This is a genomic window from Amycolatopsis sp. 505, from assembly GCF_031625235.1.
GTDB lineage: Bacteria > Actinomycetota > Actinomycetes > Mycobacteriales > Pseudonocardiaceae > Amycolatopsis.
This window is the reverse complement of sequence record NZ_JACKQP010000007.1, coordinates 262,930-287,827: the sequence shown is the minus strand read 5'-3', so window position 1 is coordinate 287,827 and position 24,898 is coordinate 262,930. Positions and strand designations below refer to the sequence as shown.

The following is a 24,898-nucleotide window of genomic DNA, read 5'->3' as shown; positions in this document are numbered from 1 at the left end:
GAGGGGGGAGCTTCGATGTCGCGATTCGTCAAGCCTGCGCTGTGGACGGCCGGGGTGCTCGCCACCGGCCTGCTCGCGTTCTGGCTGCTGCTGGCGCTGGACATCCCGTACCAGAGCACCGCCACGCCGGCGCCCGCGTCACCGGCGGCCACTTCGGAGCCGCCCGTGCCCGCGCCGCCGGCGGAGCAGCTCGCGTGGGTCACCGACGTCCGGCCGGGTCCCGACGACCGCAGCGCCGTCCTGCACGTCGACCTGCCCACCTGCGCCGGAGCACCGCACGCCCGGGTCACCGAGGACGGCAACCGCATCGATGCCGAGATCCTGTTCCGGCCGCCGGAGGGTACGAGCTGCGCGCAGGCACCGGCCGATTTCCCGGTCAAGACGGCGGCACCGATCGGGGACCGGCCGTTCATCGTCAACGTCAACCAGACCTGGGGGCTGGTGTCCGGCGCCTGGAAGAAGTGCGACGAGCGCCTCGGCTGCCACCCGCCCGCCGATCACTGCAACCCGGCGTGGATCGCGCAGCTGGAGTTCAGCGCCGAAGCCGAGTACCCCGGCACCACCCGGGCCTGCGACCAGAACTGGCTGATCCACGACCTGCAACGGCACAGCGGCGAGCCCGCGACCCGGGTCGCCTACCGCTGGGCGGGCACCGGCTGGACGAGCGTCGCCGGGGCGAAGGGTGGCGGCTGCGGCGAAATCCTGGCCGCCGAACCGAAGTTCCCCACCGCACTCTGCAAGGACCTCCAGCCGCCTTCGTGAGGCTACTGGAGGACGGCGATCGGCAGGATGACCAGCTCGCCGCTGTCCGGCCGCCACGCCTGGCTCTTGCCGAGGCAGCGCGCGTTGAACTCGCCCCGCGGCACCTCCTTGCGGCGCAGGTGGCCGTCGTGGCAGGCCACCCGGACCCACGCGTCGTGCCGGCCGATCCGCGCGTGCAGCACGACCTCGTCGCCGGACTCCTCGGCCACGGTGAACTTGCCCTGCACGACCACGTAACCGTCGTGGATCTCCGACAGCCGCGGCGAGCGCGTCCGGCGCCACGCCCGGTCGCCCTGCACCGACCGGGCCGGCAGGTTCGCGTGCACGACGCCGTGCTGCGCCTCCAGGGACTGCAACGCCAGGCCCAGCAGCGTGTTCGCGGTGACGTGCACGTCGTAGCTCGTCTCCGTCTCGTGCCCGCGGTTGGCGCCGCGGCCGAGCTTGAACCACTGGCTGGTGAACCCGAACGAGCCGTCGGTGCTGCGGTTGACGAACTCCCGGATCGTCCGCTTGGCGATGTCGCCGTAGCCGCCCTGCTGGCACAGCTCGATCACCCGCGGCTCGTCCAGGTAGAACGGCAGGCCGGGCAGGATCACCGGGCGGCTGCGCCTCAGCACCCCGAGCACCAGCACCACGAGCGCCAGCACCGCGGCCAGCGCGGTCACCACCCAGAGCACGCCCCACCAGCCGAGCACCGACCACAGCATGGCCCTATCGACATCCACGAAGCTCCCTCACCGCCTCCGTCAACGATTCCGCGGTGCCGTCGACGACGCGCCCGCCGGTCGCGGCGGTGGCCCGGCCCAGCTCGGCCGGGTTCGCCTCGCCGAACCGGATTGCGAACGCCGGCCCGGCGTCGTGCCGGCCGGCCAGGAACCCGTCCAGGCCCGGGCCGGCGTTGTTCTCGCCGTCGGTCATCAGCACGATCGACGCCCCCGGCTTCGCGATCCGGTAGGCGTGCTCGAGCGCACCCCAGATCGCCGTGTACGGCCGCAGGTCCGCCGAACCCACGACCGCCTGCAGCGCGTCGGCGTCTTCCCGGCGGGACACGGTGACCGTGCGCTCCTCCAGGACCTCGCCGGCGAACCGGATGATCGTCACGGTCTCGCCGGCGTAGAAGCGGTCGAACCCGGTCAGCGCCGCGAACGCCCGGCGCAGCGCCGCCACCCGCGGCCCGGCCATGGACAGCGAGTAGTCCAGCACGAAGATCACCTGACGGCCGGTGCGCGCGCGGTCGTAGGCCTGCAGCAGCCGGTCGAGCACCTCCTGGTGGTCCGGGAAGTAAAGCGGGTTCCCGATCGGCGCCGCCAGCGGCCCGGTGCGCGGCACCGCCGGATCGGCCGGGCGCCGGAACGTCCGGTCCATGATCGCCCGCTGCGCCGACGGGCCGCGCAGCCACTGCACGACCCGGTCGTAGGCCGCGCGCTTGTCCGGGTTCAGCAGCATCAGCGGGTAGTCCGCGAGCACGATCCCGTCCCGCGGGTAGACGACTTCGAGGGGCTCGCGCAGCCGGCCCGAGGCGTTGAGCGCCAGGATCGCCGACTCGGGCGCGACGATGCCGCCTGCCTCGCGCTCGCGGCGCACGTACTCCTCGGCGACGTCGGCGGCGTCGAACGCCCGGCCCGCGAGGAAGCCCTGGATCCGGTCGCACCGGACGTCCTCCGGCCGCAGCGCCGCGCCCGTCCCGGCCGCCGCGGTGGCCACGCCGATCAGGGCGGCCAGCCCGCTGCCGGAGACGTGCGGGTCCGCCATGCCGAACCGCAGCTCGCCGCCGGCCGCGCGATCGGCGATGTCCGCCCACGTCGGCTGCGCACCCAGCTTCGCCGCCTCGCCCGGCTTCACGCCGAGCACCAGCGGCGAGAGCATGATCGACGTCGCGAGCTCCGGTTCGGCCCCGCGCAGCCGCAGGAACCGGCCGGTCGAGAGCCAGGCCAGGTCGAACCCGCGGTTCAGCTCGGCGGTCGCCGCCACCGTGCCGCGGTAGTCCAGGACCAGTTCGACACCGGTGTCGCGACGCAGGTCCGCCAGCACAGGCCCCAGATCGGCGAGCTCGCTGGTGGCCAGCACGGTGAGCTTCGTGTCGGCGGGCTCGCCGGGACTGCACGCGGTGAGCAGGAGCAGCAGCACCAGGGCGGCCCTCACCACCGGCAGCCCCCGATCTCGGCGACCATCCGCCGGAACTCGGCGTCGCGGGGCAGCCAGGTCTCGGTGTCCCCGATCGCGGCCGCGGGTTCCGGGATGCGGCGCTCCTTGAGGTAGCCGGCGAAGTCGAACTGCGCGGTGTCGGCCGAGTACACGTGGAACCCGAGTTCGACGGCCCGCCGGCGCAGGGCCGGATCGGACATCAGGAGCGCCCCGATCGCGTCGCCCTCGGGGCTGAACGAGATGAGGTCGGGCGCGGTCTGGTGCTGGGCACTGGGGTACATCAGGACCCGGTCGGCGTCGAGGCCCGAGCCGTTGTCCAGCCGCCGGTTCTGGTAGGCGAGGTACTGGTGCTCGTAGATGACCGCGACCGTCGCGAAGCTGCGGCCCTCCGGCACGAAGTACTTCGGCGCCATGTCGTCGCTGTGCTGGCCCTCGGCGTCCAGCATCGGCTTGATCCCGCGGGCCTGCTCGACGGCTTCGGCTTCCGTCGCCGCCGGCTGCGCGTAGCGTGCGAAGGCGACCAGGCCGACGTAGGCGGCGCCCGAGTAGCTCCGGCACGGGTCAGGCGACTGGATGAGCAGCCGGTTCGCGCTGAGACCGGGGCCGTAGTCCCGCCAGCGGCCCAGGCCGGCCACGAGCGCCATCAGCTTGTCCATCTCGACGCTGTAGTACAGCGGCGGGTCCCCGGTGGACCGCCGCTCGGCCACTTTCGCCGCGACCAGCGCCTCGGCGTAGTCGCGGAAGGTGGCCAGCACGAGCGGCGTGAAGAACGGCTTGTACCCGACCGCGTGCTTGCTCTGGCGGCGCTCGTAGACGCGGTCGGCCGCGGCCTGGCCGGAGGGGAACACGAACTGGTAGCCGTCCAGGTCGGCGGTCTCGGCCAGCTCGAACGAGCCGGCCGGGGTCACCTGCACCTGGTAGCCGTGGCTCATCAGCAGCCGCTTGACCTGCTCGTCCTCGAAGAAGTCCCGCTTGGACGCGATCATCGCGCGCACCACGGTGATGTGCTTCAGCGGCCCGGTGACGTGCCCGGCGAACAGCAGCACGACGAACCCGAGCACGAAGACCCCCGCCGGGGGCACGAACCAGGACAGGAACCGCCGTCGCGTGTCGACGACGTCGAACTTCGGCTCGTCCACCCCGGCCCCCTCGGCCCCTCGGACTCCGTACGGGGTCATTGAACGAGAAGGCCGTCCGCACCGGCCACGGCATCCGCCGAAATAGGACCGAACGGACCATCGGTTTTTCCGGGAACGGAAGCGGTTTGGAAGCCGGATCCCGCACAATGCCGGGGAACGCGAAGGAGCTCATCGATGAAACGTGCTGTAGCTGCCGCTTTGCTCGCCGCGGCCGCGCTCGCCGTGCTCGCCCCCGCGGCGTCCGCGACGAACGACCCGTCGCCGGTCGGCGGGGTGGGAAGCGGTCCCTACATCGGCGATGTGCCGAAACCCGGCCCTGGGGGCCGGTGACCACCGTGGTCACCGCCGGATGCCCGCGTCAGGGCACCAGCACCACGCGGCCCGGGCGGTTCCACGCCCGGGCCGCGTCGTGCAGCGGGACGCGCTCGTACCCGGCCGTGAGCGCCCCCGCCACCGTCTGTGCCACCACCGTCAGGAGCGCTTCGCGGCGCTCGCCGGCGGTGAGCTCGTTGTTCGTGTAGCCGAGGATCCGCAGTGACCGGCTGCGCAGCAGCGCCGAGGGGACCGGGCACACCTCGCCGGCCGCGCTGCCGAGGTTGATCAGCCGCCCGCCCGGGCGCAGGGTGTGCAGCGCCGCCGCGGCCGGGAGCCCGCACACCGGATCGACCACCAGGTCGACCGGGCCGGCCACCGCCCCGAGCCGCCGCGCCAGTGTTTCGGCGTCTTCGCCGTCCACCAGCCGGACCGTGGCGTCCGCACCGAGCTGCCGGGCCCGCGCCAGCGCGGCCTCCGACCGCGCGCACGCCACCACCCGGCCGGCTCCGGCCACTCGCGCCAGCTGGACGGCCGACTGCCCGACCACGCCGCCCGCGCCGAGCACCAGCACGGTCTCGCCCGCGGCGAGTCCGCCCGTGGCCGTCAGGCACCGCCACGCCGCGACCGCGGACAGCCCGAGCGCCGCGACCAGCGCGGGATCGGCCCCCTCCGGCAGGATGACCACGTCGCCGGACGCGGCCACGGCGTACTCGGCCATGCTCCCGTCCCCGGGCCGCATGCCCGCCGCCGTGGCGAACCAGACCGGCGTCCCCGCCAGCTCGCCCACGCCCTGCACCCCGGGCACATACGGGGTGGCCGGCACGCCGAAGTAGGACGTGCCGGACGCGCACAGCAGGTCGAGCGGGGTGATCGGCGCCGCCGTCACGCGGACGGCGACCTCACCGGGCCCGGGAGAGGGCTCGGCCCGGTCAGCCACCACCGGCGGCTGCCCGGCCGCCCGGATCTCCGCCGCGCGCACCGGCGCCTCACACCGGCTGCAGGACGAAGTCGTAGCGCGCCTCGAGCCACGGCTGCGCCGATTCGCCGCCGTCCGGCGTCGGCCCGGGATCGCGTTCCTCGAAGGCGACCACCAATTCCTGCTTGGTGCCGAACACGACGTCGCTGTCCAGGTACTGCGCGCCCTCCTGGAACAGGTGGGTGATCAGCGGCTCGTACCCGGCGGCGTTGATCAGGAAGTGCACGTGCGCGGGCCGGAAGTGACTGATGTCGGTGCCGCGGATCAGCGCGCCGACCGGGCCGTCCATCGGGATCGAATAGCCCTTCGGCGCGATGGTCCGCACGCAGTAGGTCCCGTCGGCGCGGCTGGTGTACTTGGCGCGCAGCCGGGCTTCGTCGATGTCCGGGATCTGCGACTCGTACGCGCCGTCCTCGTCGGCCTGCCACACGTCGAGCACCGCACCGGTGACGGGCGTGCCGTCGAGGTCGAGGACCGCGCCGGTGATGTAGAGCGGCGTGCCTCCTACGCCGTCGGACATGTCGCCGCCGAAGTCCTTCTCGGGCGAGCCGTCGATGTGGAACGGACCGAGCACGGTGGCCGGGGTCGCCTTCGCGTCGAAGGCGTGGTTCATCTGGACCACCAGCATGCTCAGGCCGAGCACGTCGGAGGCGAGGATGAACTCCTCCCGCTTCTCGTCGCTGATCCGCCCGGTCTCGGTCAGCCACCGCATCGCGGCCATCCACTCGGGCTCGCTCAGCCGGACTTCGCGGGCGAAGGCGTGCAGGTGGCGCACGAGCGCCGCCATCACCTCCGCCGTCCGCGGGTCGTGCGCGCTCGCCCAGCGCTGCGCGGCGAGCTCGGTGATGTTGTCCTCGGTGACCAGCTGCATCGGCGTTCCTCTCACGCGTGCGGATCCGGCGGGACCGACCGGTTGTTCAAGTCGACGGACCGGAAGATGTCGTCGGCGACGGGGTGGCGCAGTTCCTCGGCGAGCTGGCCGATCAGCCCGGCGGTCCGGGCCAGCAGCGCGAACCCGCGCAGCAGCTCGAGGGGCAGCCCGAGGTCGGCGAGCGCGGCCCCGCAGACGCCGGCCCCGTTGAGCGGCAGGGTTTTGCCCAGCACCCGCGGGTGCACCCGGCCGATCGCGGCGAACAGCTCCAGGTGCGGGCCGCGCAGGCCTTCCTCGTCGGCGATGGCGAACAGCCGCGCGGTGCGCGGGTCGCCGTCCTTATGCACGTGATGGCCCAGCCCGGGGACGAACTTCTTTTCCGCGCGGCGCTTTTCGACGGTTTCGAGCGCGAGCGCGTCCCAGCCGCCGTCGTCGTCCGGCAGTGTGTCCACTGTAGACAAGACATCGTGCAGGAACCGGCCGCAGTCCTCGGTGACGCCGAGGAAGCGCGACCCGCCGCCCAGCAGGCCGGCCGCGAGGGCGCCCTGGACCGAGTCCGGCGCGGACAGGTACGTCAGCCGCGTGACGATCGCGGTCGGGGTGAAGCCGTGGTCGGCCAAGGCGGCCAGCACCGCTTCGAAGACCCGGGTTTCCCCTTCGGCCGGACGTCGCTGGGCGGCCAGCCAGAAGGCGAGCTCACCGAACCCGACCGTGCCCATGACGTCCTCGGCCAGGTCGTGCCCGAGCAGGGTGATCTTGTCCTTTGTGGACGCGCCGAGGGCGGTTTCGTAGACCCGGTCAGCCATCGGCGGCCTCCGTCAGCCATGCCCGCAGTTCGGCGCCGTGCTCGTCGAGCTCCGGCGGCGGCAGCCGGTAACCGGCCGGGGTCGCGGAGAACCGGATGGGGTGGCGGGTGGTCGGGACCGCGCGGTCACCCTCGCCGACCTCGACGATCGGGTCCAGCCCGAAGCGTGCGGCCATCGCGAACCCGCCGTCGATCGTGTTGATCGGTCCACACGGGACACCGACCTTCGTCAGCGCGTCGAACCAGTCCACCGCACCGCGTTTCGCCAGCCGCTCGACCAGGATCGGCCGCAGCTCTTCGCGGTTCTTCGTGCGGTCGGCGTTGCGGGCGAACCGCGGGTCGTCCGGGACGCCGGGCAGGTCGAGGACCTCGCACAGCCGCCGGAACTGCCCGTCGTTGGCCGCGGCGACGATCAGGTCGGCATCGGCCGTCGGCAGCGGCTCGTAGGGGAAGACGCTGGGGTGGGCGTTGCCCATCCGGTAGGGCACCACCCCGCCGGCGGCGTAGGCCGAGCTGTGGTTGACCAGCCCGGTCAGCGCCGAGGACAGCAGGTTGACCTCGACGTGCTGGCCCTCGCCGGTTGCGTCGCGGTGGCGCAGCGCGGCCAGGATGCCGATCACCGCGTGGTTGCCGGCCATGACGTCGAACACCGAGATCCCGGCCCGGTACGGCGGGCCGTCCGGGTCGCCGGTCAGGCTCATCAGGCCCGAAATCGCCTGCACCATCAGGTCGTAGCCGGGCACGTGCGCGCCTTCGCCCGCCCCGAAGCCGCTGATGGAGGCGTAGACGCTACCGGGGTTGACCTGGTGGACGGCGTCGTAGTCCAGGCCGTACTTGGCCAGCCCACCGGGCTTGAAGTTCTCGATCAGCACGTCCGCGCGGGCGGCGAGCTCGCGGGCGACGACGGCGTCGGCCTCGTCGCGCAGGTCCAGCGCGATGGACCGCTTCCCGCGGTTGACGCCGAGGTAGTAGGTCGAGACGTCCCCGCGCACCGGCGGCATCCACGTGCGCGTCTCGTCGCCCTGCGGGCCCTCGACCTTGACGACGTCGGCGCCCAGGTCCGCCAGCAGCATCGTGGCGTAGGGGCCGGCCAGCACCCGGGAGAAGTCCGCGACCAGCAGCCCGGACAACGGGCCGGTGGGGGTTGTCAAGACCAGCTCCTCGCCTTCTGTCCGTCAGACGGACTCTTGTCCGCCAGTCTGCGACAGCGGCGGTCCGCGGTCAAGGAGCGCCCACGACCACGGCGGGGACGGCGTCGAGGCGGGCGAAGTCGGCGCTGATCTCCCCGGCCGTCTGCAGCAGCAGCGGCAGGTGGTGCTCGACCAGCCGCTCGACCGGGGTCTCCGCGGCGTGGCAGTTGACGTTGACCCCGGCGATCACCCGGCCCGTCCCGTCGCGCAGCGGCGCCGCCACCGAGCGGATGCCCAGGGCGAGCTGCTCGTCGGTCAGCGCCCAGCCGCGGGCGCGGACCTCGCGCAGCTCGGCGTCGCGCTCGGCCCGGCCCGGCTGCCAGCGGGGGACCAGGCCCGAGCGGGTCGGCTCGGCCAGCACCGCCTCCAGCTCGTCCGGCGGCAGTGCCGCGAGCTGGACCTTGCCCAGCGACGTCGGCAGGGCCGGGAAGCGGGTGCCGATCTGGACGCTCAGGCCCACGATCTTCGGCACCGCCACCCGGGCGACGTAGACGATGTCGGAGCCGTCGAGCTGGGCGATCGAGCACGACTCGTTCGTGCGCGCGACCAGGCGTTCCAGGTGCGGTCGGGCGACCTCCCACAGGCCCGTGGAATGCACGTAGGCGACGCCGAGGTCGAGCACCCGCGGCGTCAGCGAGTAGCCGCGACCGTCCGTGCGGACGTAGCCGAGCTCTTCGAGGGTCAGCAGGATCCGGCGGGCGGTCGGGCGGGCCAGCCCGGTGGCGGTGGCGACCTCGGCCAGCGTCATCGCCGGCCGGCCCGGCCGGAACGCGGTGATCACCTCGAGCCCGCGCGCCAGTGCCTCGATGAAGTCGGGACCCGTTCCCTCGCGTGGCATGCGCGACCTCCCTCTGCAGTCCTGTCCGCAGCGTAGCCGCGGGGATTGACACCGGCGCGGCACTGGACGAAAGTGGCGGCACCCGCCGAGTGTCCGCGGAGCGGACAAGTGTACGCAACGGAGGCCAGTGATGTCCGGATCGATCGTCCTGCGGGGTGGCACGGTGCTGACCCTCGACGACGCGCGCCGCGTCCTGCCCGGCGAAGACGTCCTGGTCGACGGCGACCGCATCGCCGCGATCGGCCCGGCCCTGGAGGTCCCGGCGGGCACGACCGAGATCGACGCCTCCGGCGGCATCGTCATGCCGGGGATGATCGACACGCACCGCCACCTGTGGCAGACCGCCATGCGCGGTTACGGCGCCGACTGGACGCTCACCCAGTACTTCGTCTGGTACTACCTCGAGTGGGGCAAGGTGTTCCGCCCCGAAGACATCTATGCGGGCAACCTGCTCGGCGCGTGGGAGGCCCTGGAGGCCGGCGTCACCACCACGGTCGACTGGTCCCACGGCCTGCGGACCACGCAGCACGCCGACGCGGCGGCCGACGCGCTCGAAGCCGTCCCCGGCCGGTTCGTGCTGGCCTACGGCAACATCCAGGACGCCCCGGCGAACTGGACGGCCACGCCGGAGTTCCGCGACTTCGCCGCCCGGCGCACCGGTGGCGAGCTCGGCTTCCAGCTCGCCTTCGACGTCACCGGCGACCCCGCCTTCCCCGAGAAGCCGGCCTTCGAGGTGGCCCGCGAGCTCGGTGTGCCGGTGACCACCCACGCCGGCGTCTGGGGCGCGACCGGCGACGACGGCATCCGCCTGATGTACGACCACGGGTTCATGACCCCGGAGACGGTCTACGTCCACAGCGCGTCGCTGTCGGCCGACTCCTACCACCGCATCGCCGCCACCGGCGGGTCGGTGTCGGTCTCCACCGAAAGCGAGCAGAGCGCCGGCCAGGGCTACCCGCCCACCTGGGCGCTGCGCAAGTACGGCATCCCGGTGTCGCTGTCGATGGACACCTCGGTGTGGTGGAGCGGCGACCTGTTCTCGGCCATGCGCGCCACCCTCGGCGCCGACCGGTCCCGGGAGCACCTGGAGGCCCACGCGAAGGGCGAGACGGTGACGCACGCGGCCCTGCGTGCGGAACAGGTCGTGGAGTGGGCGACCCGGGGCGGCGCCGCGGCGCTGGGCCGCTCGGACCTGGGCAGCCTGGAGGTCGGCAAGAAGGCCGACGTCGTGCTGCTGAAGAACGACCACTCCCCGGTGTCGTTCCCGCTGCTCAACCCGTACGGCCACGTGGCGTTCCAGGCCCAGCGCGCCGACGTCCACACGGTGCTGGTCGGCGGCCGGGTGGTCAAGCGCGACGGCCGCCTGGTCGACGTCGATCTCCCCGCGGTCCGGCGGCGGGTCGAGGGCACGGTGGAGTACCTGCGGGCGCAGCTGGGGGAGGAGGCGTGGCGGCAGGGGATGAACCCCGACGTGCCGGAGACCAAGATCCTCGACAACCCGTACACCTACACCGACTACCAGAGTGACCGCACCCACGGCGGCTGAGCTACCGTTCCCCTCCGTGGTCCAGGTTTTCGTCCAGCCCGCCTACGGCACCGCGGATGCCCGCCGCTACGGCGCCGAGTCCCTGGACAAGACCGTCGCCTTCCGCGAGCTCGCCGACCTGCTCGACCCCGCGGACCTCGCCCGCCTCGACGCGCTGCACCCGGGCGGGCGCGCCCGGTTCTGGGGCGCCAAGGACAAGTACGACCGCCGGATGGACACCGTGACCACCGGCGACGTCGTGCTCTTCACCGGCGGCAAGCGTGTCCAGGCCACGGCCGAGGTCGGGCACGGGTTCCGCAACCCGGCCTTCGCGCGCCGGCTGTGGCGCCCGGACCCGGGGAAGTGCCTGTTCAGCAACGTCTACAGCCTGCGCCGCTATCGGCGTCTCGGACTGCCGTACGAAGCGGTCTGGGCGCTGCCCGGCTTCAACCCCGGCGACAACTTCATGGGCCTGCGGTTCCTCGACGCCGCGAAGTCCGCCGCGGTGCTGGGACTGCTCGCCGCACACTGAGGCGCGCTCAGCAGTGGGGCATCACCCCGTCGAAGGACGCGCAGTCGTCCTGGTCCCACGGGGTCGTCTGCCACTGCTCGGCCGTCAGGATCCGGGACGTGTCGCCCGCGACGAACTTCCAGGGCCCGTAGTAGGCGTTGCTGAACCAGTAGTTGCCCTGGTCGTGGGTGATGGCGTCCTGGATGACCTTGCCCTGGTACGGCGACCAGGACGGGTACGTCCCCCAGTTGGACAGCAGCGCCATCTTGCCGCAGGAGCCGTTCGTGCAGCCGACGCGGGCCGGGTCGAAGCGGAACGTGTTGTCGTGCACCTCGACCAGCTGGGTCTTCCACCGGCAGTCGTCGTACAGCGGCGCCGACGCGATCCCGGGCGCCGAGCACCGCGTGCGGTCGGTGACGAGCTTGGTACAGGTGTTGATCGAGGTGTTGGCCGGGCTGTTGCAGAACCGGTCGGCGTTCTCCCAGGCGGTGACACCGGACCAATTGTCCTCGAAGGTGTTGTCGTAGATGTCGATCAGGTGCGTGCGGGCCGGCACCCGCGGTTCGCCGCCCGACTCGGAGAGGTAGACGCTCGCCACCGGGAAGTTGTCGCCCTTGTCGGCCCGGCGCTTGCCCGCGACCAGGCTGTTGCGGCGCAGGACGTTGTCGCGGAAGACCAGGTTGTAGCTGATCTCGTAGAACAGCGCCTCGGCGTCGTTGTCCTCGATGAGGTTGTTCTCGATCAGGAAGTCGTTGTTGTCGGTGTCGGCCCAGAGCCCGGCGCCGTGGTTGTGGTGGATCCAGTTCCCGCGGACGTCGGCCTTGTCGACCACCCAGAACTTGATTCCGCCGCTGCACCCGCAGCCGGGGCTGCGCGTTTCCCAGTCGTCGGTGTTGTTTCCGGCGATCTCGTTGCCCTCGATGATCAACGCGGTGATCGTGCTGTCCGACCGGTAGGCGTTCATGCCGTACTGTCCGTTGTTGCGCAGGCAGCTGTGCCGCACCTCCTGGCGCGCACCGGCCATGATTCCCGCGCCTTTGTTGTTCTGCACGGTCGTGTTTTCGATGATCCAATGCTCGCCGGAATCGTGGTTCACCACGCCCTGGTCCTGCGGGGCGACGAAGTTCTGGATGGTGAGCCCGCGGATGACGACGTTCTTCGCCTGCTGGGTGAAGGCGGCGCGGTTGATGCCCTGCCCGTCCAGCACCGCGCCGGGCGCGCCGAGGTAGACGTCGCCGTCCTTGGGGATGACCTGCCCGAACGGGTCCGCCGCCAGCAGGTGCGTGCCCGGGGGGAGCCAGAACGTGGTGCCCGGCGGCGAATCCTGCGACTTGCGGTAGAGGTCACCGGGTACCGCGGCGTCGACGGTGACCGCACCCGCGGGCGCCGTGGTGTTGACCAATGGCTGGTGATCGCACACCGGCCCGGGCGTCACCGCGGCCGCGGCCGCCGGCCCGGGCGGCACGACGAACGCGGCCAGCAGAACGACAGCCAGAATGGATCTCATCGGCGACATGGTGGGAAACCTACGCAATTGACCGCCCAGCGGCTTGGTCCGATCGAGTCCATTCCTGTGCTTTTCGGGTGTACCAGGTAACGAAAAAAACAGTGATTACTCCACGACTGTGAATACCGTGGGAACAATAGGTGGAAGGTTCTGTTATCGTGGTCGGGCGTCGCCTCGCGGCCGGAATTCCACGCGGGAGCGGGCTCGGAGCGGCGCAGCTCGGGTGGGCCACCTGCCGCGGTCCGGTCGGCCGGGCGGCCGAGCGCCGCCGCGGTCGTCCGGCGGACGGCGACCGGGCCGCTCCGGTGGCGCCGGCTCGGACCCGGGTTTTATCCGTTAAACGGAGAACTACCTGAGCGAGTGATTTCACGCCATTCATTACGGCCACTCCCGCGGTGGCGAACTAGGCTGGTTCAACCCCATTCCGGATCTGTCCTCCACTCGGCGGTTCCCGCGCACCGATCGGGTATTTGCGCAGGTCAACGCCCTGTGGACGACCCATCGGGGCGGTAACGTCACCTAACGGACAGAACTGCTGCCCCGGTGCCCGGGCCCCGAATCAAACCCGGCCGCCGCACTCAGGAAGGGAACCCCGAGAAATCATGTCCACATTGCGACGACTGGCTGTCGCCGGCGCTTTCGCGCTGCCGCTTTCCCTCGTCATCGCCGCTCCGGCGACGGCGCACCCGCTCGACTGGCCGCACGACTCCTGGAGCGCCGAGAGCTCCAGCACCTGGGCCGGCATCGGCGGCGCGGGCACCACCGACACCGACGAAGGCTCGACCTGGTGGGGACACCACTGGTCGGAGACGGACTCCGCGGTGGCCGGCATCGGCGGCGCCTCCGTGACGCACAGCGGCGAGTCCGGCGACGACGGCTGGAACCACGCCTGGCACCACCCGGCCCACGACGGCTGGTACGGCGGCGACGACGGCGACTGCGACGACTACGACGGCGACTACGACGGCGACGACCACCACTACGTCACCGGCGATTACGACGATGACGACGACGACTACGTCGTGCACCACGCCGTGAGCCACCCCGACCCGGTTGACCAGGAACCGGCCGGCTACGTCGTCCACCCGGTGTACGACGCCGACGACGACGATGACGACGCCGGCGACGTGGGCTACTACGCCGAGCAGCACTCGGCCGGTGTGGACGGCGCGACCTCGGCGCACGTGGTGAGCCACGCGGGCGAGCACCACGCCACGTACGAGGCGGAGAAGCTGACGGCCGGCCCGTACGGCGCATCGTCGGAGGGTGCGCACGCGGTGGCGGTGCCGGACTACGCGGGCTACCACGCCTGGTACACCACGGCCGGCGTGGGCGGCGCGGCCGCGCACTCGGTCACCGCGGTGGCCGACGCCACGGCGGCGGACGACGACGACTGGGTCGTCGACCACGACGCGGACGACGAATCCGACTACGACCAGGACTGACCTCCACGGTCGAAGCCAGGGCTGAGCGAGCCGGGTCCGCACCGCGCGGACCCGGCTCGCTCAGCACGGTGCGTCCGGGTCCGCGGCCGGGGTGAACTCCAGCCGCAGCGCATCGGTCCGCGGCAGCACGAGGGCGGTCCCGTCGGCCTTGTGCCACTGCACGGGCAGCAGGAAGTACTGGCCGCCGGAGTGCAGGATCAGCTTCAGCCCGGTGTACCGGTAGTGGTAGGCGGTGTCGGCGTTGCGGCACTGCGTTTCGCGCACCCCCGGCCCGGTGAGGTTCAGGCTCTTGGCGCTGTAGAGGACGGTCTCCGGCGGCGCGGCGAGCCCGGCCTCGATCTGGAGGGCCCGGCCGATGCCGACCGAGGCGGAGTAGTCGGCCACGGCCCAGAACAATCCCACGCTGACCAGCACGAATGCCGCCACCCACTCGGCGGTCGCCACCGCCGCGGGCAGCACCCGGCCGGACCGGGCCGCGAGCAGGCGCGAGGCGGACACGAGGAACAGCACGCCGAAGGAGAGCCCGGCGCCGGGCACCGCGTACGACGAGGCGAACGCTTCGGGACGCACCACGCCGACGGCCGCCACGGCGAGCCCGGCCACCCCGCACCCGACGGCGACCGGGGTCGCGAGCCGGAGCAGCCGCTGCCAAGCCGCGTCGCCGAGCCGGGCGCGCAGGAACCGGTACAGCCACAGCAGCGCCAGCACCGCCGCCAGCACGACGGCGATCGGGGCGAAGAGGCCGTCGGCGCTGCGGACCAGGTAGTCCTGCGCGGTCAGCCCCATCGTCGACAGCGGGACGCCGAAGTAGTCGAGCAGCCAATTGGCGTGCTGCCTGCCGAAGAAGAACAGCAACCCGGTGAGCACGGTCGTCGGCGCGATCACCGAGCCGAGCACGCGCAGCGCCTTCGACGGGCTTTCGGGCGGCGCCGCCGGAGGGGGCGCGAGCCGCAGCGAGCGGAGCCGTTTCGCCATGGCCGCCGCTATTCGGTGGGCTGGGGCGGTTCGGTGAAGTCCCCGCACGGATCGGCGAGCACGAAGGTGATCGTGTCGCCGCGGAAGATCGGCACCGACTGGATGATCCGCGTGACCTTGCAGTCCAGCTGCGGGTCCGGCGGTCCTTCGACGGTCGTCCGGAGCGTGACGCAGAGGGTGCCGCCGCACTCGTCCGCGAGCTGCGCCTCCGTCACCGGGCCCAGGGCGGCGTAGGACGTGCCGATGATGTCGATGGGCGCGGTCCGCACAGGCGACCCCTTCGCCGGCGGTTTCGCCGTCGTGACCTTCGGAGGCGTCGGCGGCTTCCTGGCCGACGTCTTCGCGGGAGAGGAGCCGGTGGTCCGGGACGGCGGAGTCGTTGGTCCGCCGGCCGTGGTCGGCGGGCCCGAGCCGGTGGGTGGCTCGCCGGTGGAGGCCGTGGTCGCGGCGTCCGTGGAAACGGACGGCGGCGGGCCTGGCGTCCCCGGCGTCCCCGGTGGTTCCGGGGTGCCGCAGCCGGCCAGCAGCAGGGCCAGGGCCGTCCCGATCGGGCCGGCGATCCGTCGCATGGGTGCCTCGCGTTCTCCCACTCCCCGAAGCAGTAGTCGCCGGGGGTCCGGAGCCGGTTACAAGATCGTTCCGGTTCAGTCAAGGTAGCGGCGGTAGCCCTGGGCCGCGGCGCGGAAGCCCAGCCGGGTGGCGCCCACGCCCGACCGGCGGTGTTCCGCCGCCACCACCACGACGTTTTCGACGAGCATGAACGGCCGCGCTCCCCGGGTGAGGTTCGGCAGCGTGGTGCAATCGACCGTTCCGATGACCACGCCGGCGGACTCCGCGACCAGGATCGTGCGTCCGGCCTGGCGCTCGATGGCCCGCCAGGCCGCCGCCGCGGCCTGCGGAGGCGGGGCGGGGTCGTCCGGGTGCAGCTCCCGGAACAGGGCGAGCAGGGCCGGCAAATCGGCTTCGGCGGCGGGCCGGGTCGTGATCGTCACGGTCCCACTTTGCCCTTACGGGCAGCCGGGCGTACCCGAAGGTTTGCCGTTGCGTGGCTGGCCCGGCCCGCGGCGCGCGATCATCGTGGAGGGACCGCCAGTGCGAGGAGGTCCGCCGGTGATCCACGAGGTCGACGAGGCGCTGCGCCGGCTGGTGAAGGACGAGGCGCTGCGGGGCAGCGAAGTCGACGTCGCCTTCGACGCGCCCACCAAGGACTGGGCCGCCCGGCGCAACGCACCGACGGTGAACATCTACCTCTACGACGTGCGGGAGGACATGCGGCGCCGGTCGCGGGGGCTGCTCAACGAGTACGACCAGCGCGGCGAGGTCGCCGCGCGGCACCTGCCGCCCAAGCACGTCAAGCTGTCCTACCTGGTCACCGCGTGGACCCAGCGGCCCGAGGACGAGCACCGCGTCCTGTCCGACCTGCTGCTCGGCCTGCTGCGCTACGAAGCCGTGCCGGCCGAGGTGCTCACCGGGTCGCTGGCCGAAACCGGGCTGCCGGTGCCGATGACCGTCGCGCTGCCGCCGCCGGAGGACCGCGCCTTCGCCGACGTGTGGACGGCCCTGGGCGGCGAACTCAAGCCGTCGCTGGACGTCGTCGTCTCCGCGCCGATCCACAGTGGCCGCGTCTACCCGGCCGGGCCGCCCGCCAAGGAAGGCCTCAAGATCGACACCGGCGACGGCGAGCTCGTCGGGCACCACGTGTCCGCGACCGGCGCTGTCGAGGGGCAGCGCCGGGTCGCGATGGCGCGCACCCACCGGAAGCCCCGGTGAGCCTGGAGTACCTGTTCGAGCGGCTGGCCCGGCTCGAACAGCGGATCCGCGACGCCGTCGACAGCCGTCGCGCGGCCGACCCGAATCCCGACGACCCGTTCCGCGGCCTGTACCTGTCCAACGAGACCATCGACGCCCTGCTGGAAGGGCTGCGCGAGCCGTTCACCCCGTTCACCGACTCCGCCCCGGACGGCCGGCTGCGCCCCCTCGCCGACCGCGCCGGGCTCACCGGCGTCGACGTCGAACTGCTGCTGGTCGCGCTGGCCCCCGACCTGGACAGCCGGTTCGAGCAGTTCTACGGCTACCTCAACGACGACGTCACCCGCCGCCGCGCCAGCGCCGGCCTCGCGCTGCGCCTGTGCGGGATCCCCGAGGCGTCGGCCGCCGGCCGGGCCCGGCTCGACGCCGACTCCCCGCTGGTCACCTGCGGCCTGCTCGCCGTGGGGGAGGAGGAACGGCCGTTCCTCTCGCGCACGCTGCGCGTCCCGGACCGGGTGGTGAACCACCTGCTCGGCGACGACCGGCTCGCGCCCGAGCTCGCCGGCTGCGCGCGCCTGGGGACCGAGCTCGTCGACGTCCCGGGCACCGACCGGCTCGCCCGCGCCATCCGCGGCCGGGCCGGGCTCGTCTACCTGAAGGAACTGCCCGGCGGCGGGGCCGAGGAGCTCGGCGTCGGCGCGCTGGCCGCGGCCGGGTACCCGGCGCTGGTGGTGGACGCGCCGCGCTGGCAGGCCGAGCCCGGCCACGCCGAGCTGACCGCGTCGCTGCGGCGGGAGGCGCTGCTGCGCGGCGCCGGGATCGTGCTCGGCCCGGTGGAGGACCCGCGGCTGGAGGAGCTGGCGCACCCGGCGATCCCGCTGGTGGTGCACGGCACCGGCGCCTGGGACCCGCGCTGGAGCGCGACACCGCCGTTGCAGCTCGACGCCGTGCCGCTGTCCGGTGCGGCCCGCGCGGAACTCTGGCGCAGCCGTCTCGACGGCCGGCTCGCCCCGGGCGTCGACCCGGGCGAGGCGACCGCCCACTTCGTCCTCGGGCCCGGGCAGATCGCGCGTGCGGCGAAGGCCGCGTCGGTCACCGCGCTGGCCGACGACGACGGGCTGGTCCGCACCGCGCACGTCCGGGCCGGCGCACGCAGCCAGAACGCCGCCGGGCTGCAACGGCTCGCGCGGCGGATCGAACCGGTCGTCGGCTGGGCCGACCTGGTCCTGCCGGCCGGCGTACTGTCCCTTTTGGACGAACTGGCGGCGCGGGCGCGCTACCGCGACCAGGTGCTCGACGAGTGGCGGATGCGCCCGGGCGGCGGCCGCGGCCGGGGCGTCACCGGGCTCTTCGCGGGGGATTCGGGGACCGGCAAGACGATGTCCGCCGAGGTCATCGCCGCCTCGCTCGGGCTGGACCTCTACACCGTGAACCTGGCGACCGTGGTCGACAAGTACGTCGGCGAGACGGAGAAGAACCTCGAGCGGATCTTCACCGAGGCGTCCGGGGTCAACGGCGTCCTGCTGTTCGACGAGGCGGACGCGATCTTCGGCAAGCGGTCCGAGGTCCGCGACGCGCACGACCGGTACGCCAACATCGAGAGCGCGTACCTTCTGCAGCGGATGGAGACGTTCGACGGGATCGCGGTGCTGGCCACCAACCTGCGGGCGAACCTCGACGAAGCCTTCACGCGCAGGCTCGACGTGATCGTCGACTTCCCGCTGCCGGACGTCGAACTCCGGCACCGGCTCTGGGACCGCTGCCTCGGCACCCGGATGCCGCGGGGAGCGGACCTGGACCTGGGCTTCCTCGCCGAGGCGTTCGAGCTGGCCGGCGGTCACATCCGCTCGGCCGCGGTCACCGGCGCGTACCTGGCGGCGGAGGCGGGCCGTCCGGTGGGGATGAGCGACCTGGTCGGCGCGGTGGCCCGGGAGTACCGCAAGCTGGGCCGGCTCTGCCTCGACCGGGAGTTCGGCCCGTACCTGGCGATGGTGACGGACGGCTGAGCTGCCCGCAGGGGCAGGTTTCGCTGCCCGTCCGGACGGCGGCGCAGTCTGGCGCTCGGCCCCGCCGGCGGGGCAAGCTTTACGGGCGGAGGGAGCAAACATGCGCGGGCACAGTCACGACAACGACCTCGACCTGACCCTGCGGCCGAAGGGCGACCGCCTCGAGCGGGACGACCACGACCTCCTGGGCCGCGCGGCCGCGGCCGGCCGCACCGACGTCCTGGGCCCGGCGGGCTTCCTGGGCCTCCAGCGCGCGGTGGGCAACGCGGGGACGTCGTCACTGGTGGAGGAGGACCGCTCCCCGGTCCACGACGTCGTCGGTTCGGGCGGCGGCGCCCCACTGGACAAGGCGACCCGCGAGGACATGGAGACCCGCTTCGGCACGGACTTCTCCGACGTCCGCGTCCACACCGACAGCGCCGCGCACGACTCGGCGAAGTCGGTGAACGCCCAGGCGTACACGGTGGGTTCGAACATCGTGTTCCAGCGGGACAAGTTCGACCCGGCTTCGGATGCGGGCAAGCACATGCTGGCGCACGAGCTCACGCACGTCGTGCAGCAGCGCAGCGGCCCGGTGGACGGGACCGACGCCGGCGGCGGCGTGAAGGTGTCGGATCCGTCGGACCGGTTCGAGCGCGAGGCGGTGGCGAACGCCGATCGGCTGATGTCGGCGCCTGCTCCGGCTGCGGCGGTGCAGCGGGAGGAAGCGCCCGAGGCCGCCGAAGGCGAAGAGGAGACGATGGCGCAGACCTTCGTGCAGCGTGAGGAAGAGGTCGAGGAAGAGGCTTAGTCCGATCCCGCAGCGCTCGATCAGCGGGTGTAGGTCAGGGCCCGGTTGCGGACCTCTGGCTCCTCGGCCGCGAGGAGCTCGACGCCGTACTGGCCGTCCCCCCGTGGAGGGAACCGGTCTGCACGAGTGAACCGGTCACCGATCCGCTGAGGTGACCCCCGGAGGTTCGTCACGCCTTCCCGTCCGGGCCGGTGAAGCCCGGGATCTCCACGTCCTTGCGGTACCGCTCGGCGGCGCCCGTGTCGGCGTCCTTGGAGCCCTTCTTGCTGTTGCAGGAGGCGCACAGGACCTCGAGATTGCCCGGGTCCGCGTAGAACTGCGAACGATCGCTCTGGCCCTTCGCCCGGCCCTGGGCGTTCCAGTGCCCGGCGACCGACTTCCGGTGGTCCAGCGCGTAGTTGTCGGCGTTGTTCGGCTTGACGCGGGCCGCGACGTGCGGGGCGATGCCCAGGAACGGGACCCCCGGGCAGGTGAACGTCACGCCGTCCGGCCGCAGCACCGCGGCGATCTTGGCCGCGTCGTGGCCGCTGTACTTGTGGGAACCGCCGTAGAAGACCGCGCGGACGTCGTGGTATTCCGGCCGCAGGGTCTTGCCGTCGATCGTGTACTGCGTCTGGTCCGCGCCGCCCTCGGCCGGGGCGAGTTCGGGGCCGCCGTTCGGGGTGTTGGCCAGGAACTTGAGCACCGGAAAGGTCGGGCGCCCCTCCGAATTCCGGCCGACGGTGCGTTCCAGCTCGTACCGGAGCGTCACCCAGCCGTCGGGGCGGACGTCGGTGACCTTGGCGACCCGGTTGGTGGACTTCACGACGAACCGCTTGCCGAGGTAGACCTTCGCCTCGTCGACCGGTGCCATCGGGCCGAGCGGGAGTTCGCCGGTGTCGTCGGTCGGGTTGATCTCCAGGTGGGTCTTGAACTTGCCGTTGCCCGTGGGCACCAGGGCGATGGTCGTGAGCCGGTAGGTGTCCTTGATCCTCGGCAGCGCCGCTTCGACGGTGTGCTGGGTGGCGTCCGGCTTGCGCATCTCCGCGTCGGCCGCCTGCTTCGCCTGGGCCAGCGCCTGCTGCTTCTGGCCGGCGCTGCGCGGGTCCGGGACCCCGCTGCCCTTCTTGCCCGTGAACTTCGACCAGATCTTCTTGCCCGCCTTGACGATCGTCCCCACGACCGAGTCGATCACCCTGCCCACCGGCGCCTGGACCTTCTCCAGCACCGACTTGATCTTCTCCGAGATCCCGCCCAGCCCGAGCAGGCTCGCCAGGAACCCGAGCACCATCGGCAACGCCTTCGCCAGCGTCCGCTCGATCAACCCCGCGACCGCCCCGGCCCCGCCACGGGCGATCGACTCGACCGAGTCCAGGACCGAATCCACGAACTCCTTGATCTGCGCGGCCTTGTCCACGAAGAACAGCACGATGTCGTAGATCGCCTTGCAGGCCTTGATGAACGCCGCCGCCGGGTTGAGCATCGAAATGATCCAGGTGATGCCCGCCTTGACGATCTTCTCGATCACGAATTCCTTGATCCGGCCGAGCACCATCTCCTTCAGGTCGCCCAGCTTCCGCACGATCCACCGCCACAGGCCCGGCACGCCCTCGGCGATCAGGACCTTGACGACGTCGAGGGTCTGCTCCAGTTTCGCCAGCACCGGTTCCGGGATGAACCGCAGGATCCGCGCGCGGACGCTCGCCCAGGTGAGGCCCAGCAGCGACAGCACCATCTTCAGGATGCCCTTGGCGTCCAGCGCCTCCGGGATCTCGATGCCCGCGCTCGCCAGGTTGCCCAGCAGCCACCCCTTCAGGCCGTCCTTGAGGTGCTGGACGATGTTGGCGCCGAAGTTCATGACGCCGGTCTTGACCGCGTTGACCAGGTTGCCGAGGAACTCGATCGGCTTGGCGATGATCAGCCCGACCGCGTTCGCGGCCCGCGCCAGCACGCCGAGCAGCATGTCCTTCAGCTTCAAGATCGTCTCGATCGCGCCGCCGACGGCCTCCTTCGCCTTGCTCCACAGGCCCTTGTTCTCCGCCTGCAGCGCCTTGATCTCCTCGTCGACGGCGGTGCGGGCCTCGGTGTACTTCTGGGCCAGGTCCTCGACCAGCGCGTCCTGCTTCTCGTCGACGGACTTCTCGAGGTCGTCGAACTGGCCGCCGAACTCCTTCGCCGCCTCGCCCGCGATCTTGCGCAACGCGGGCGACTGGGACGCCACCTTCTGCTGCACGCGGGTGCGGCCGTCCGCGATCAGCTGCTTCGCCTCGCCCAGTTTCTGGCCGACGAAGTCCGCGATCTCGCCGATGACGGCCTGCATCTTCGTCTCGTAGACCTTCTTGGCTTCCAGGAACAGGTTGTTCGCTTCGGCCGGCAGGTCGGCGAAGAGGTCGTACGCCCAGCGCGCCGCGCCGGTGATGCCGTCGTAGCGGTCGTCCTTGTAGCGCTTCATCCGCGCCTGGTGGTCGGCGGTGAACGCGGCCTTGGCCTGCGCCTCGCCCGCCTCGAACTTCTTCGCCACCTGGTCGTCGAGCGCGCCCAGCACGCCTTCGACCTTCGTCTTGGTCTCGTCGAAGATCGCTTTGATCTCGCCGGTGATCCGCGCGCGGTCCTGCTCGTCCTTGGTCTTGGTGGCCGACTTGGCCGCCTGGCCCTTCTGCGCGGCCGACGACCGCGCGCCCGTCATGCCCGCCATCGCGGCCTGGCCGGACGCCTGCGCGGCGCCGGTGACCGCGGCCAGCTGCCCGGCCTCGGACTCGCGGACCGCCGCCGGCGCCGAAGCCGTGTGCTGCTCACCGGCCTGCTTCGCGGCCAGCGCGCCGGTGAACTCCGGCTCGTTGGACTCGGCCAGCTGCTGGTCGGTGACGCCCGCCGCGGCCATCGCGTCCTGGGTTTCGCACTGGTCGGCCCGCAGATCGGTCTGTTCGGGCGGTGCCTTGTCCGGGGTCGCCTTGCGCGCGTCCGGCGGCGCGAGTGCGGGCGGGGCCGGGGTTTCCGGCAGCGGCGTCACCGGCTTTTCCACGGCCCGGCCGGGGTCCGGCGGCTCCTTCGTGCGATCGGTGACGTCCTTGGCCGAGGCGTCCTTGCCGCTGGTGACCTTGCCGAGCACCTCGGCCTTGACCTGGTCGGCCTTGCCGGAAGTGGCGAACTTGTCGGCGTCGTCGAGGTTCTTGGGTGCCTGCTTGGCGACCGCGGCGTTCACCGCGGCGATGAAGGCCGCCTTGTCGAAGCCGGCCGGCTTCGCCGCCGCCATCTTGTCCGCCTGGGCGGCCTTGGCCTGCGCTTCCTTGTCGTCGGCGGGCGCCACCGCGGCGTCCTGCGCCTTCTTGACCTCGGCGCCCGCCGGCGGGTGCGCCTTCGCCGCCTTGGCTTTGGCGCCGACGTCCTTCTCGAACGACTGGAACTTCGGGTCGGTCGCCGGTGTCACGCCGGGCGGCGCGACCGGGGGAGCGGGAGAGCTCTGCCGCTGCAGCGCGATCAGCCGCGACACCGCCGCGTTGCCCGCCGAAGCCTGCAGGCGCAGCAGCGCGGGCGTGGTCGCGCGGCGCGCCGGACGGGCCGGCCGCGGAGGCTGCCCGGACAGCTCGCGTGGCGCGTGGTCCCGCCCCGTTGGCATGGGTTCAACTGTCGGTCCCCCCGGGCCGGTTGCCAACGACCGGACGGGCAGGCACGGCTGCCCGGACGGGCAGTTGCCTTTAAGGGCAGAGATCGGTTCCCGCGGGCCTAGCCGCACGGTCGTTCCGCGGAGAACGCGCCGGCAGCAGCATCGCCGATGACAAGACTTGTGCGTCGACAAGGGAGGCACGCATGCCCACCTATCTCACGCCGGGGGTGTACGTCGAGGAGATCGAAGCCGGCGCACGGCCGATCGAGGGCGTGGGCACCGCAGTGGCCGCCTTCGTCGGCTTCGCGGCGGACGGTCCCTTCAACACCCCGACGCTGGTGTCCAACTGGGGCCAGTTCACCCAGACCTTCGGCGACTTCATCGAGGGCTGCTACCTGGCCCAGTCGGTCTACGGCTACTTCCTCAACGGCGGCACCAACTGCTACATCGTCCGGATCGGCGGATCGCGCGCCAAGGACAACGGCGCCGCGCCGAAGCAGATCGCGGCCCGCCAGGCCGTGCTCGGCGGCTACCGCTTCGTCGCGAAGGAGCTGCCGGAGGGCAAGCCGGCCGGCGAGATCACCGTCGAGGTGGCCGACCCGACGGGCGAGAACCCCGCCGAGGACCGGTTCACCGTGCTGGTGAAGCAGGACGGCAAGGTCGTCGAGACCCACAACGTGACGACCAAGCGCACCAAGGAGAACGTCGTCACCGCGGTCCGGGAGAAGTCCAGCCTCATCACCATCGAAGAGGTCGCCACCGGCGGCGCGGTCACCAAGCCGGACAAGGGCACCGCGGTGCTCTCGGCGCCGCCGAAGGAGGACGGCGCCCCGCCGGTCCCCGGCCGGGTCGCGGCGAACGACTACGTCGGCGACGTCGCGGACCGGACCGGCTTCGGCGGCCTGGAGGCGATCGACGAGATCACCATGGTCGCGGCGCCGGACCTGATGGCCGCCTACCAGCGCGACCTGATCGACCTCGACACGGTCAAGGCCGTGCAGCTGGCGATGATCGCGCACTGCGAGCTGATGGGCGACCGGATGGCGATCATCGACCCGCCGCCCGCGCTCAACCCCCAGGAAGTCCGCAGCTGGCGGATGGACGCGGCCGGCTACGACTCGAAGTACGCCGCGCTGTACTACCCCTGGGTCCAGGTCCTCGACCCCGCGTCGGGCACGAACACGTTCATCCCGCCGAGCGGGCACATGGCCGGCGTGTGGGCTCGCACCGACGCCACCCGCGGCGTCCACAAGGCCCCGGCCAACGAGGTCGTCCGCGGCGCCCTCGCCCTCGAAACGCACCTGACCAAGGCGGAGCAGGAACTGCTCAACCCGATCGGCGTCAACTGCGTGCGGTCGTTCTCCGGCAAGGGCATCCGGGTCTGGGGCGCGCGGACGCTGTCGAGCGACCCGGCGTGGCGCTACCTGAACGTCCGGCGGCTGTTCAACTACCTCGAGGAGTCGATCCTCGGCGGCACCCAGTGGGTCGTGTTCGAGCCGAACGACGACGCGCTGTGGGCCCGGATCCGGCGCACGATCAGCGCGTTCCTGGTGATGGAGTGGCGCAAGGGCGCGCTGTTCGGGCTGACCCCGGACGAGGCCTTCTTCGTCAAGTGCGACCGCGAAACCAACCCCGCCGAGGGCATCGACCTCGGCCAGGTGATCTGCGAAGTCGGCATCGCCCCGGTGAAACCGGCGGAGTTCGTGATCTTCCGGCTGGCCCAGATGTCCGGCGGCACCAGCCTCGTCAACGAGTGATGAAGGGGT

The 24,898-nt window shown here is 72.0% G+C and carries 22 protein-coding genes; 9 read left to right on the top strand and 13 right to left on the bottom strand.

Annotated elements, in window-relative coordinates:
- Positions 1–15 precede the first annotated feature (15 nt).
- Positions 16–762: a hypothetical protein gene (locus tag H5965_RS26235; protein ID WP_310972908.1), complete on the top strand. Its 747-nt coding sequence runs from the start codon at positions 16–18 to the stop codon at positions 760–762.
- 2 nt (positions 763–764) lie between these two features.
- Here H5965_RS26235 and H5965_RS26230 read toward each other — a convergent pair whose 3' ends face one another.
- From H5965_RS26230 to H5965_RS26220, 3 genes are read right to left on the bottom strand one after another with little or no spacing between them, the layout of a single operon-like run.
- Positions 765–1,487, bottom strand: a complete 723-nt coding sequence (locus H5965_RS26230; RefSeq protein ID WP_310972907.1) for a hypothetical protein — start codon at positions 1,485–1,487, stop codon at positions 765–767.
- Complete coding sequence (locus tag H5965_RS26225; RefSeq protein WP_310972906.1) at positions 1,474–2,904, bottom strand: substrate-binding domain-containing protein; 1,431 nt, start codon at positions 2,902–2,904, stop codon at positions 1,474–1,476. Before H5965_RS26225 ends, H5965_RS26230 begins: the two co-directional genes overlap by 14 nt.
- The gene (locus tag H5965_RS26220; protein ID WP_310972905.1) at positions 2,901–4,046 is read right to left on the bottom strand and encodes a hypothetical protein; all 1,146 of its coding nucleotides are present in this window, start codon (positions 4,044–4,046) and stop codon (positions 2,901–2,903) included. The genes H5965_RS26225 and H5965_RS26220 overlap by 4 nt, the downstream gene beginning before the upstream one ends.
- 174 nt (positions 4,047–4,220) lie before the next feature.
- On the opposite strand from H5965_RS26220, the gene H5965_RS26215 reads away from it, so the two are divergent.
- On the top strand, positions 4,221–4,376 hold the full coding sequence (locus H5965_RS26215) for a hypothetical protein (RefSeq protein ID WP_310972904.1): 156 nt from the start codon (positions 4,221–4,223) through the stop codon (positions 4,374–4,376).
- 28 nt (positions 4,377–4,404) lie between these two features.
- Here the strand turns inward: H5965_RS26215 and H5965_RS26210 are convergent, their stop codons facing one another.
- The 5 genes from H5965_RS26210 to H5965_RS26190 form a co-directional block, all read right to left on the bottom strand.
- Positions 4,405–5,340 carry a zinc-binding dehydrogenase gene (locus H5965_RS26210; RefSeq protein WP_310972903.1) on the bottom strand — a complete coding sequence of 312 codons (936 nt, stop codon included), beginning with the start codon at positions 5,338–5,340 and terminating at the stop codon, positions 4,405–4,407.
- 7 nt (positions 5,341–5,347) lie between these two features.
- A complete protein-coding gene (locus H5965_RS26205) occupies positions 5,348–6,208 on the bottom strand; it encodes a dioxygenase (RefSeq protein ID WP_310972902.1) in 861 nt (286 codons plus the stop codon).
- Between the two features lie 11 nt (positions 6,209–6,219).
- Positions 6,220–7,014, bottom strand: coding sequence for a citryl-CoA lyase (locus tag H5965_RS26200; protein WP_310972901.1), 795 nt, complete (start codon positions 7,012–7,014; stop codon positions 6,220–6,222).
- Positions 7,007–8,164, bottom strand: a complete 1,158-nt coding sequence (locus H5965_RS26195; RefSeq protein ID WP_310972900.1) for a CaiB/BaiF CoA-transferase family protein — start codon at positions 8,162–8,164, stop codon at positions 7,007–7,009. The genes H5965_RS26200 and H5965_RS26195 overlap by 8 nt, the downstream gene beginning before the upstream one ends.
- A 70-nt stretch (positions 8,165–8,234) precedes the next feature.
- Positions 8,235–9,041: an IclR family transcriptional regulator C-terminal domain-containing protein gene (locus tag H5965_RS26190; RefSeq protein WP_310972899.1), complete on the bottom strand. Its 807-nt coding sequence runs from the start codon at positions 9,039–9,041 to the stop codon at positions 8,235–8,237.
- A 130-nt stretch (positions 9,042–9,171) separates the two neighbouring features.
- Here H5965_RS26190 and H5965_RS26185 point away from each other — a divergent pair, with 130 nt between their 5' ends.
- Together H5965_RS26185 and H5965_RS26180 are read left to right on the top strand one after the other, a co-directional pair.
- Complete coding sequence (locus H5965_RS26185; RefSeq protein WP_310972898.1) at positions 9,172–10,587, top strand: amidohydrolase family protein; 1,416 nt, start codon at positions 9,172–9,174, stop codon at positions 10,585–10,587.
- 16 nt (positions 10,588–10,603) lie between these two features.
- Complete coding sequence (locus H5965_RS26180; protein ID WP_310972897.1) at positions 10,604–11,098, top strand: hypothetical protein; 495 nt, start codon at positions 10,604–10,606, stop codon at positions 11,096–11,098.
- A 7-nt stretch (positions 11,099–11,105) separates the two neighbouring features.
- Here the strand turns inward: H5965_RS26180 and H5965_RS26175 are convergent, their stop codons facing one another.
- Positions 11,106–12,593, bottom strand: coding sequence for a right-handed parallel beta-helix repeat-containing protein (locus H5965_RS26175; protein ID WP_310972896.1), 1,488 nt, complete (start codon positions 12,591–12,593; stop codon positions 11,106–11,108).
- A 593-nt stretch (positions 12,594–13,186) separates the two neighbouring features.
- On the opposite strand from H5965_RS26175, the gene H5965_RS26170 reads away from it, so the two are divergent.
- Positions 13,187–14,029, top strand: a complete 843-nt coding sequence (locus tag H5965_RS26170; protein ID WP_310972895.1) for a hypothetical protein — start codon at positions 13,187–13,189, stop codon at positions 14,027–14,029.
- A gap of 60 nt (positions 14,030–14,089) precedes the next feature.
- Here H5965_RS26170 and H5965_RS26165 read toward each other — a convergent pair whose 3' ends face one another.
- The 3 genes from H5965_RS26165 to H5965_RS26155 form a co-directional block, all read right to left on the bottom strand.
- Positions 14,090–15,004, bottom strand: a complete 915-nt coding sequence (locus tag H5965_RS26165; RefSeq protein ID WP_310972894.1) for a hypothetical protein — start codon at positions 15,002–15,004, stop codon at positions 14,090–14,092.
- An 8-nt stretch (positions 15,005–15,012) separates the two neighbouring features.
- Positions 15,013–15,573: a hypothetical protein gene (locus H5965_RS26160; RefSeq protein ID WP_310972893.1), complete on the bottom strand. Its 561-nt coding sequence runs from the start codon at positions 15,571–15,573 to the stop codon at positions 15,013–15,015.
- Between the two features lie 75 nt (positions 15,574–15,648).
- Positions 15,649–15,996, bottom strand: a complete 348-nt coding sequence (locus H5965_RS26155) for a GNAT family N-acetyltransferase (RefSeq protein ID WP_310972892.1) — start codon at positions 15,994–15,996, stop codon at positions 15,649–15,651.
- A 118-nt stretch (positions 15,997–16,114) separates the two neighbouring features.
- Here H5965_RS26155 and H5965_RS26150 point away from each other — a divergent pair, with 118 nt between their 5' ends.
- The 3 genes from H5965_RS26150 to H5965_RS26140 all read left to right on the top strand — a co-directional run bounded on the left by H5965_RS26150 (position 16,115) and on the right by H5965_RS26140 (position 19,549).
- Positions 16,115–16,774: a DUF4255 domain-containing protein gene (locus H5965_RS26150; RefSeq protein ID WP_310972891.1), complete on the top strand. Its 660-nt coding sequence runs from the start codon at positions 16,115–16,117 to the stop codon at positions 16,772–16,774.
- The gene (locus tag H5965_RS26145) at positions 16,771–18,759 is read left to right on the top strand and encodes an ATP-binding protein (protein WP_310972890.1); all 1,989 of its coding nucleotides are present in this window, start codon (positions 16,771–16,773) and stop codon (positions 18,757–18,759) included. The genes H5965_RS26150 and H5965_RS26145 overlap by 4 nt, the downstream gene beginning before the upstream one ends.
- A 100-nt stretch (positions 18,760–18,859) precedes the next feature.
- Positions 18,860–19,549: a DUF4157 domain-containing protein gene (locus tag H5965_RS26140; protein WP_310972889.1), complete on the top strand. Its 690-nt coding sequence runs from the start codon at positions 18,860–18,862 to the stop codon at positions 19,547–19,549.
- Between the two features lie 169 nt (positions 19,550–19,718).
- Here H5965_RS26140 and H5965_RS26135 read toward each other — a convergent pair whose 3' ends face one another.
- On the bottom strand, positions 19,719–23,144 hold the full coding sequence (locus H5965_RS26135) for a hypothetical protein (RefSeq protein ID WP_310972888.1): 3,426 nt from the start codon (positions 23,142–23,144) through the stop codon (positions 19,719–19,721).
- 191 nt (positions 23,145–23,335) lie between these two features.
- Between H5965_RS26135 and H5965_RS26130 the strand changes: the two genes are divergently transcribed.
- Positions 23,336–24,889, top strand: a complete 1,554-nt coding sequence (locus tag H5965_RS26130) for a phage tail sheath subtilisin-like domain-containing protein (RefSeq protein WP_310972887.1) — start codon at positions 23,336–23,338, stop codon at positions 24,887–24,889.
- Positions 24,890–24,898 lie beyond the last annotated feature (9 nt).

Coding starts and splice junctions, on each gene's coding strand:
- H5965_RS26235 (WP_310972908.1), top strand. CDS start 16: ATGTCGCGATTCGTCAAGCCTGCGCTGTGGACGGCCGGGGTGCTCGCC.
- H5965_RS26215 (WP_310972904.1), top strand. CDS start 4,221: ATGAAACGTGCTGTAGCTGCCGCTTTGCTCGCCGCGGCCGCGCTCGCC.
- H5965_RS26205 (WP_310972902.1), bottom strand. CDS start 6,208: ATGCAGCTGGTCACCGAGGACAACATCACCGAGCTCGCCGCGCAGCGC.
- H5965_RS26200 (WP_310972901.1), bottom strand. CDS start 7,014: ATGGCTGACCGGGTCTACGAAACCGCCCTCGGCGCGTCCACAAAGGAC.
- H5965_RS26190 (WP_310972899.1), bottom strand. CDS start 9,041: ATGCCACGCGAGGGAACGGGTCCCGACTTCATCGAGGCACTGGCGCGC.
- H5965_RS26185 (WP_310972898.1), top strand. CDS start 9,172: ATGTCCGGATCGATCGTCCTGCGGGGTGGCACGGTGCTGACCCTCGAC.
- H5965_RS26175 (WP_310972896.1), bottom strand. CDS start 12,593: ATGTCGCCGATGAGATCCATTCTGGCTGTCGTTCTGCTGGCCGCGTTC.
- H5965_RS26170 (WP_310972895.1), top strand. CDS start 13,187: ATGTCCACATTGCGACGACTGGCTGTCGCCGGCGCTTTCGCGCTGCCG.
- H5965_RS26165 (WP_310972894.1), bottom strand. CDS start 15,004: ATGGCGAAACGGCTCCGCTCGCTGCGGCTCGCGCCCCCTCCGGCGGCG.
- H5965_RS26160 (WP_310972893.1), bottom strand. CDS start 15,573: ATGCGACGGATCGCCGGCCCGATCGGGACGGCCCTGGCCCTGCTGCTG.
- H5965_RS26140 (WP_310972889.1), top strand. CDS start 18,860: ATGCGCGGGCACAGTCACGACAACGACCTCGACCTGACCCTGCGGCCG.
- H5965_RS26135 (WP_310972888.1), bottom strand. CDS start 23,144: ATGCCAACGGGGCGGGACCACGCGCCACGCGAGCTGTCCGGGCAGCCT.
- H5965_RS26130 (WP_310972887.1), top strand. CDS start 23,336: ATGCCCACCTATCTCACGCCGGGGGTGTACGTCGAGGAGATCGAAGCC.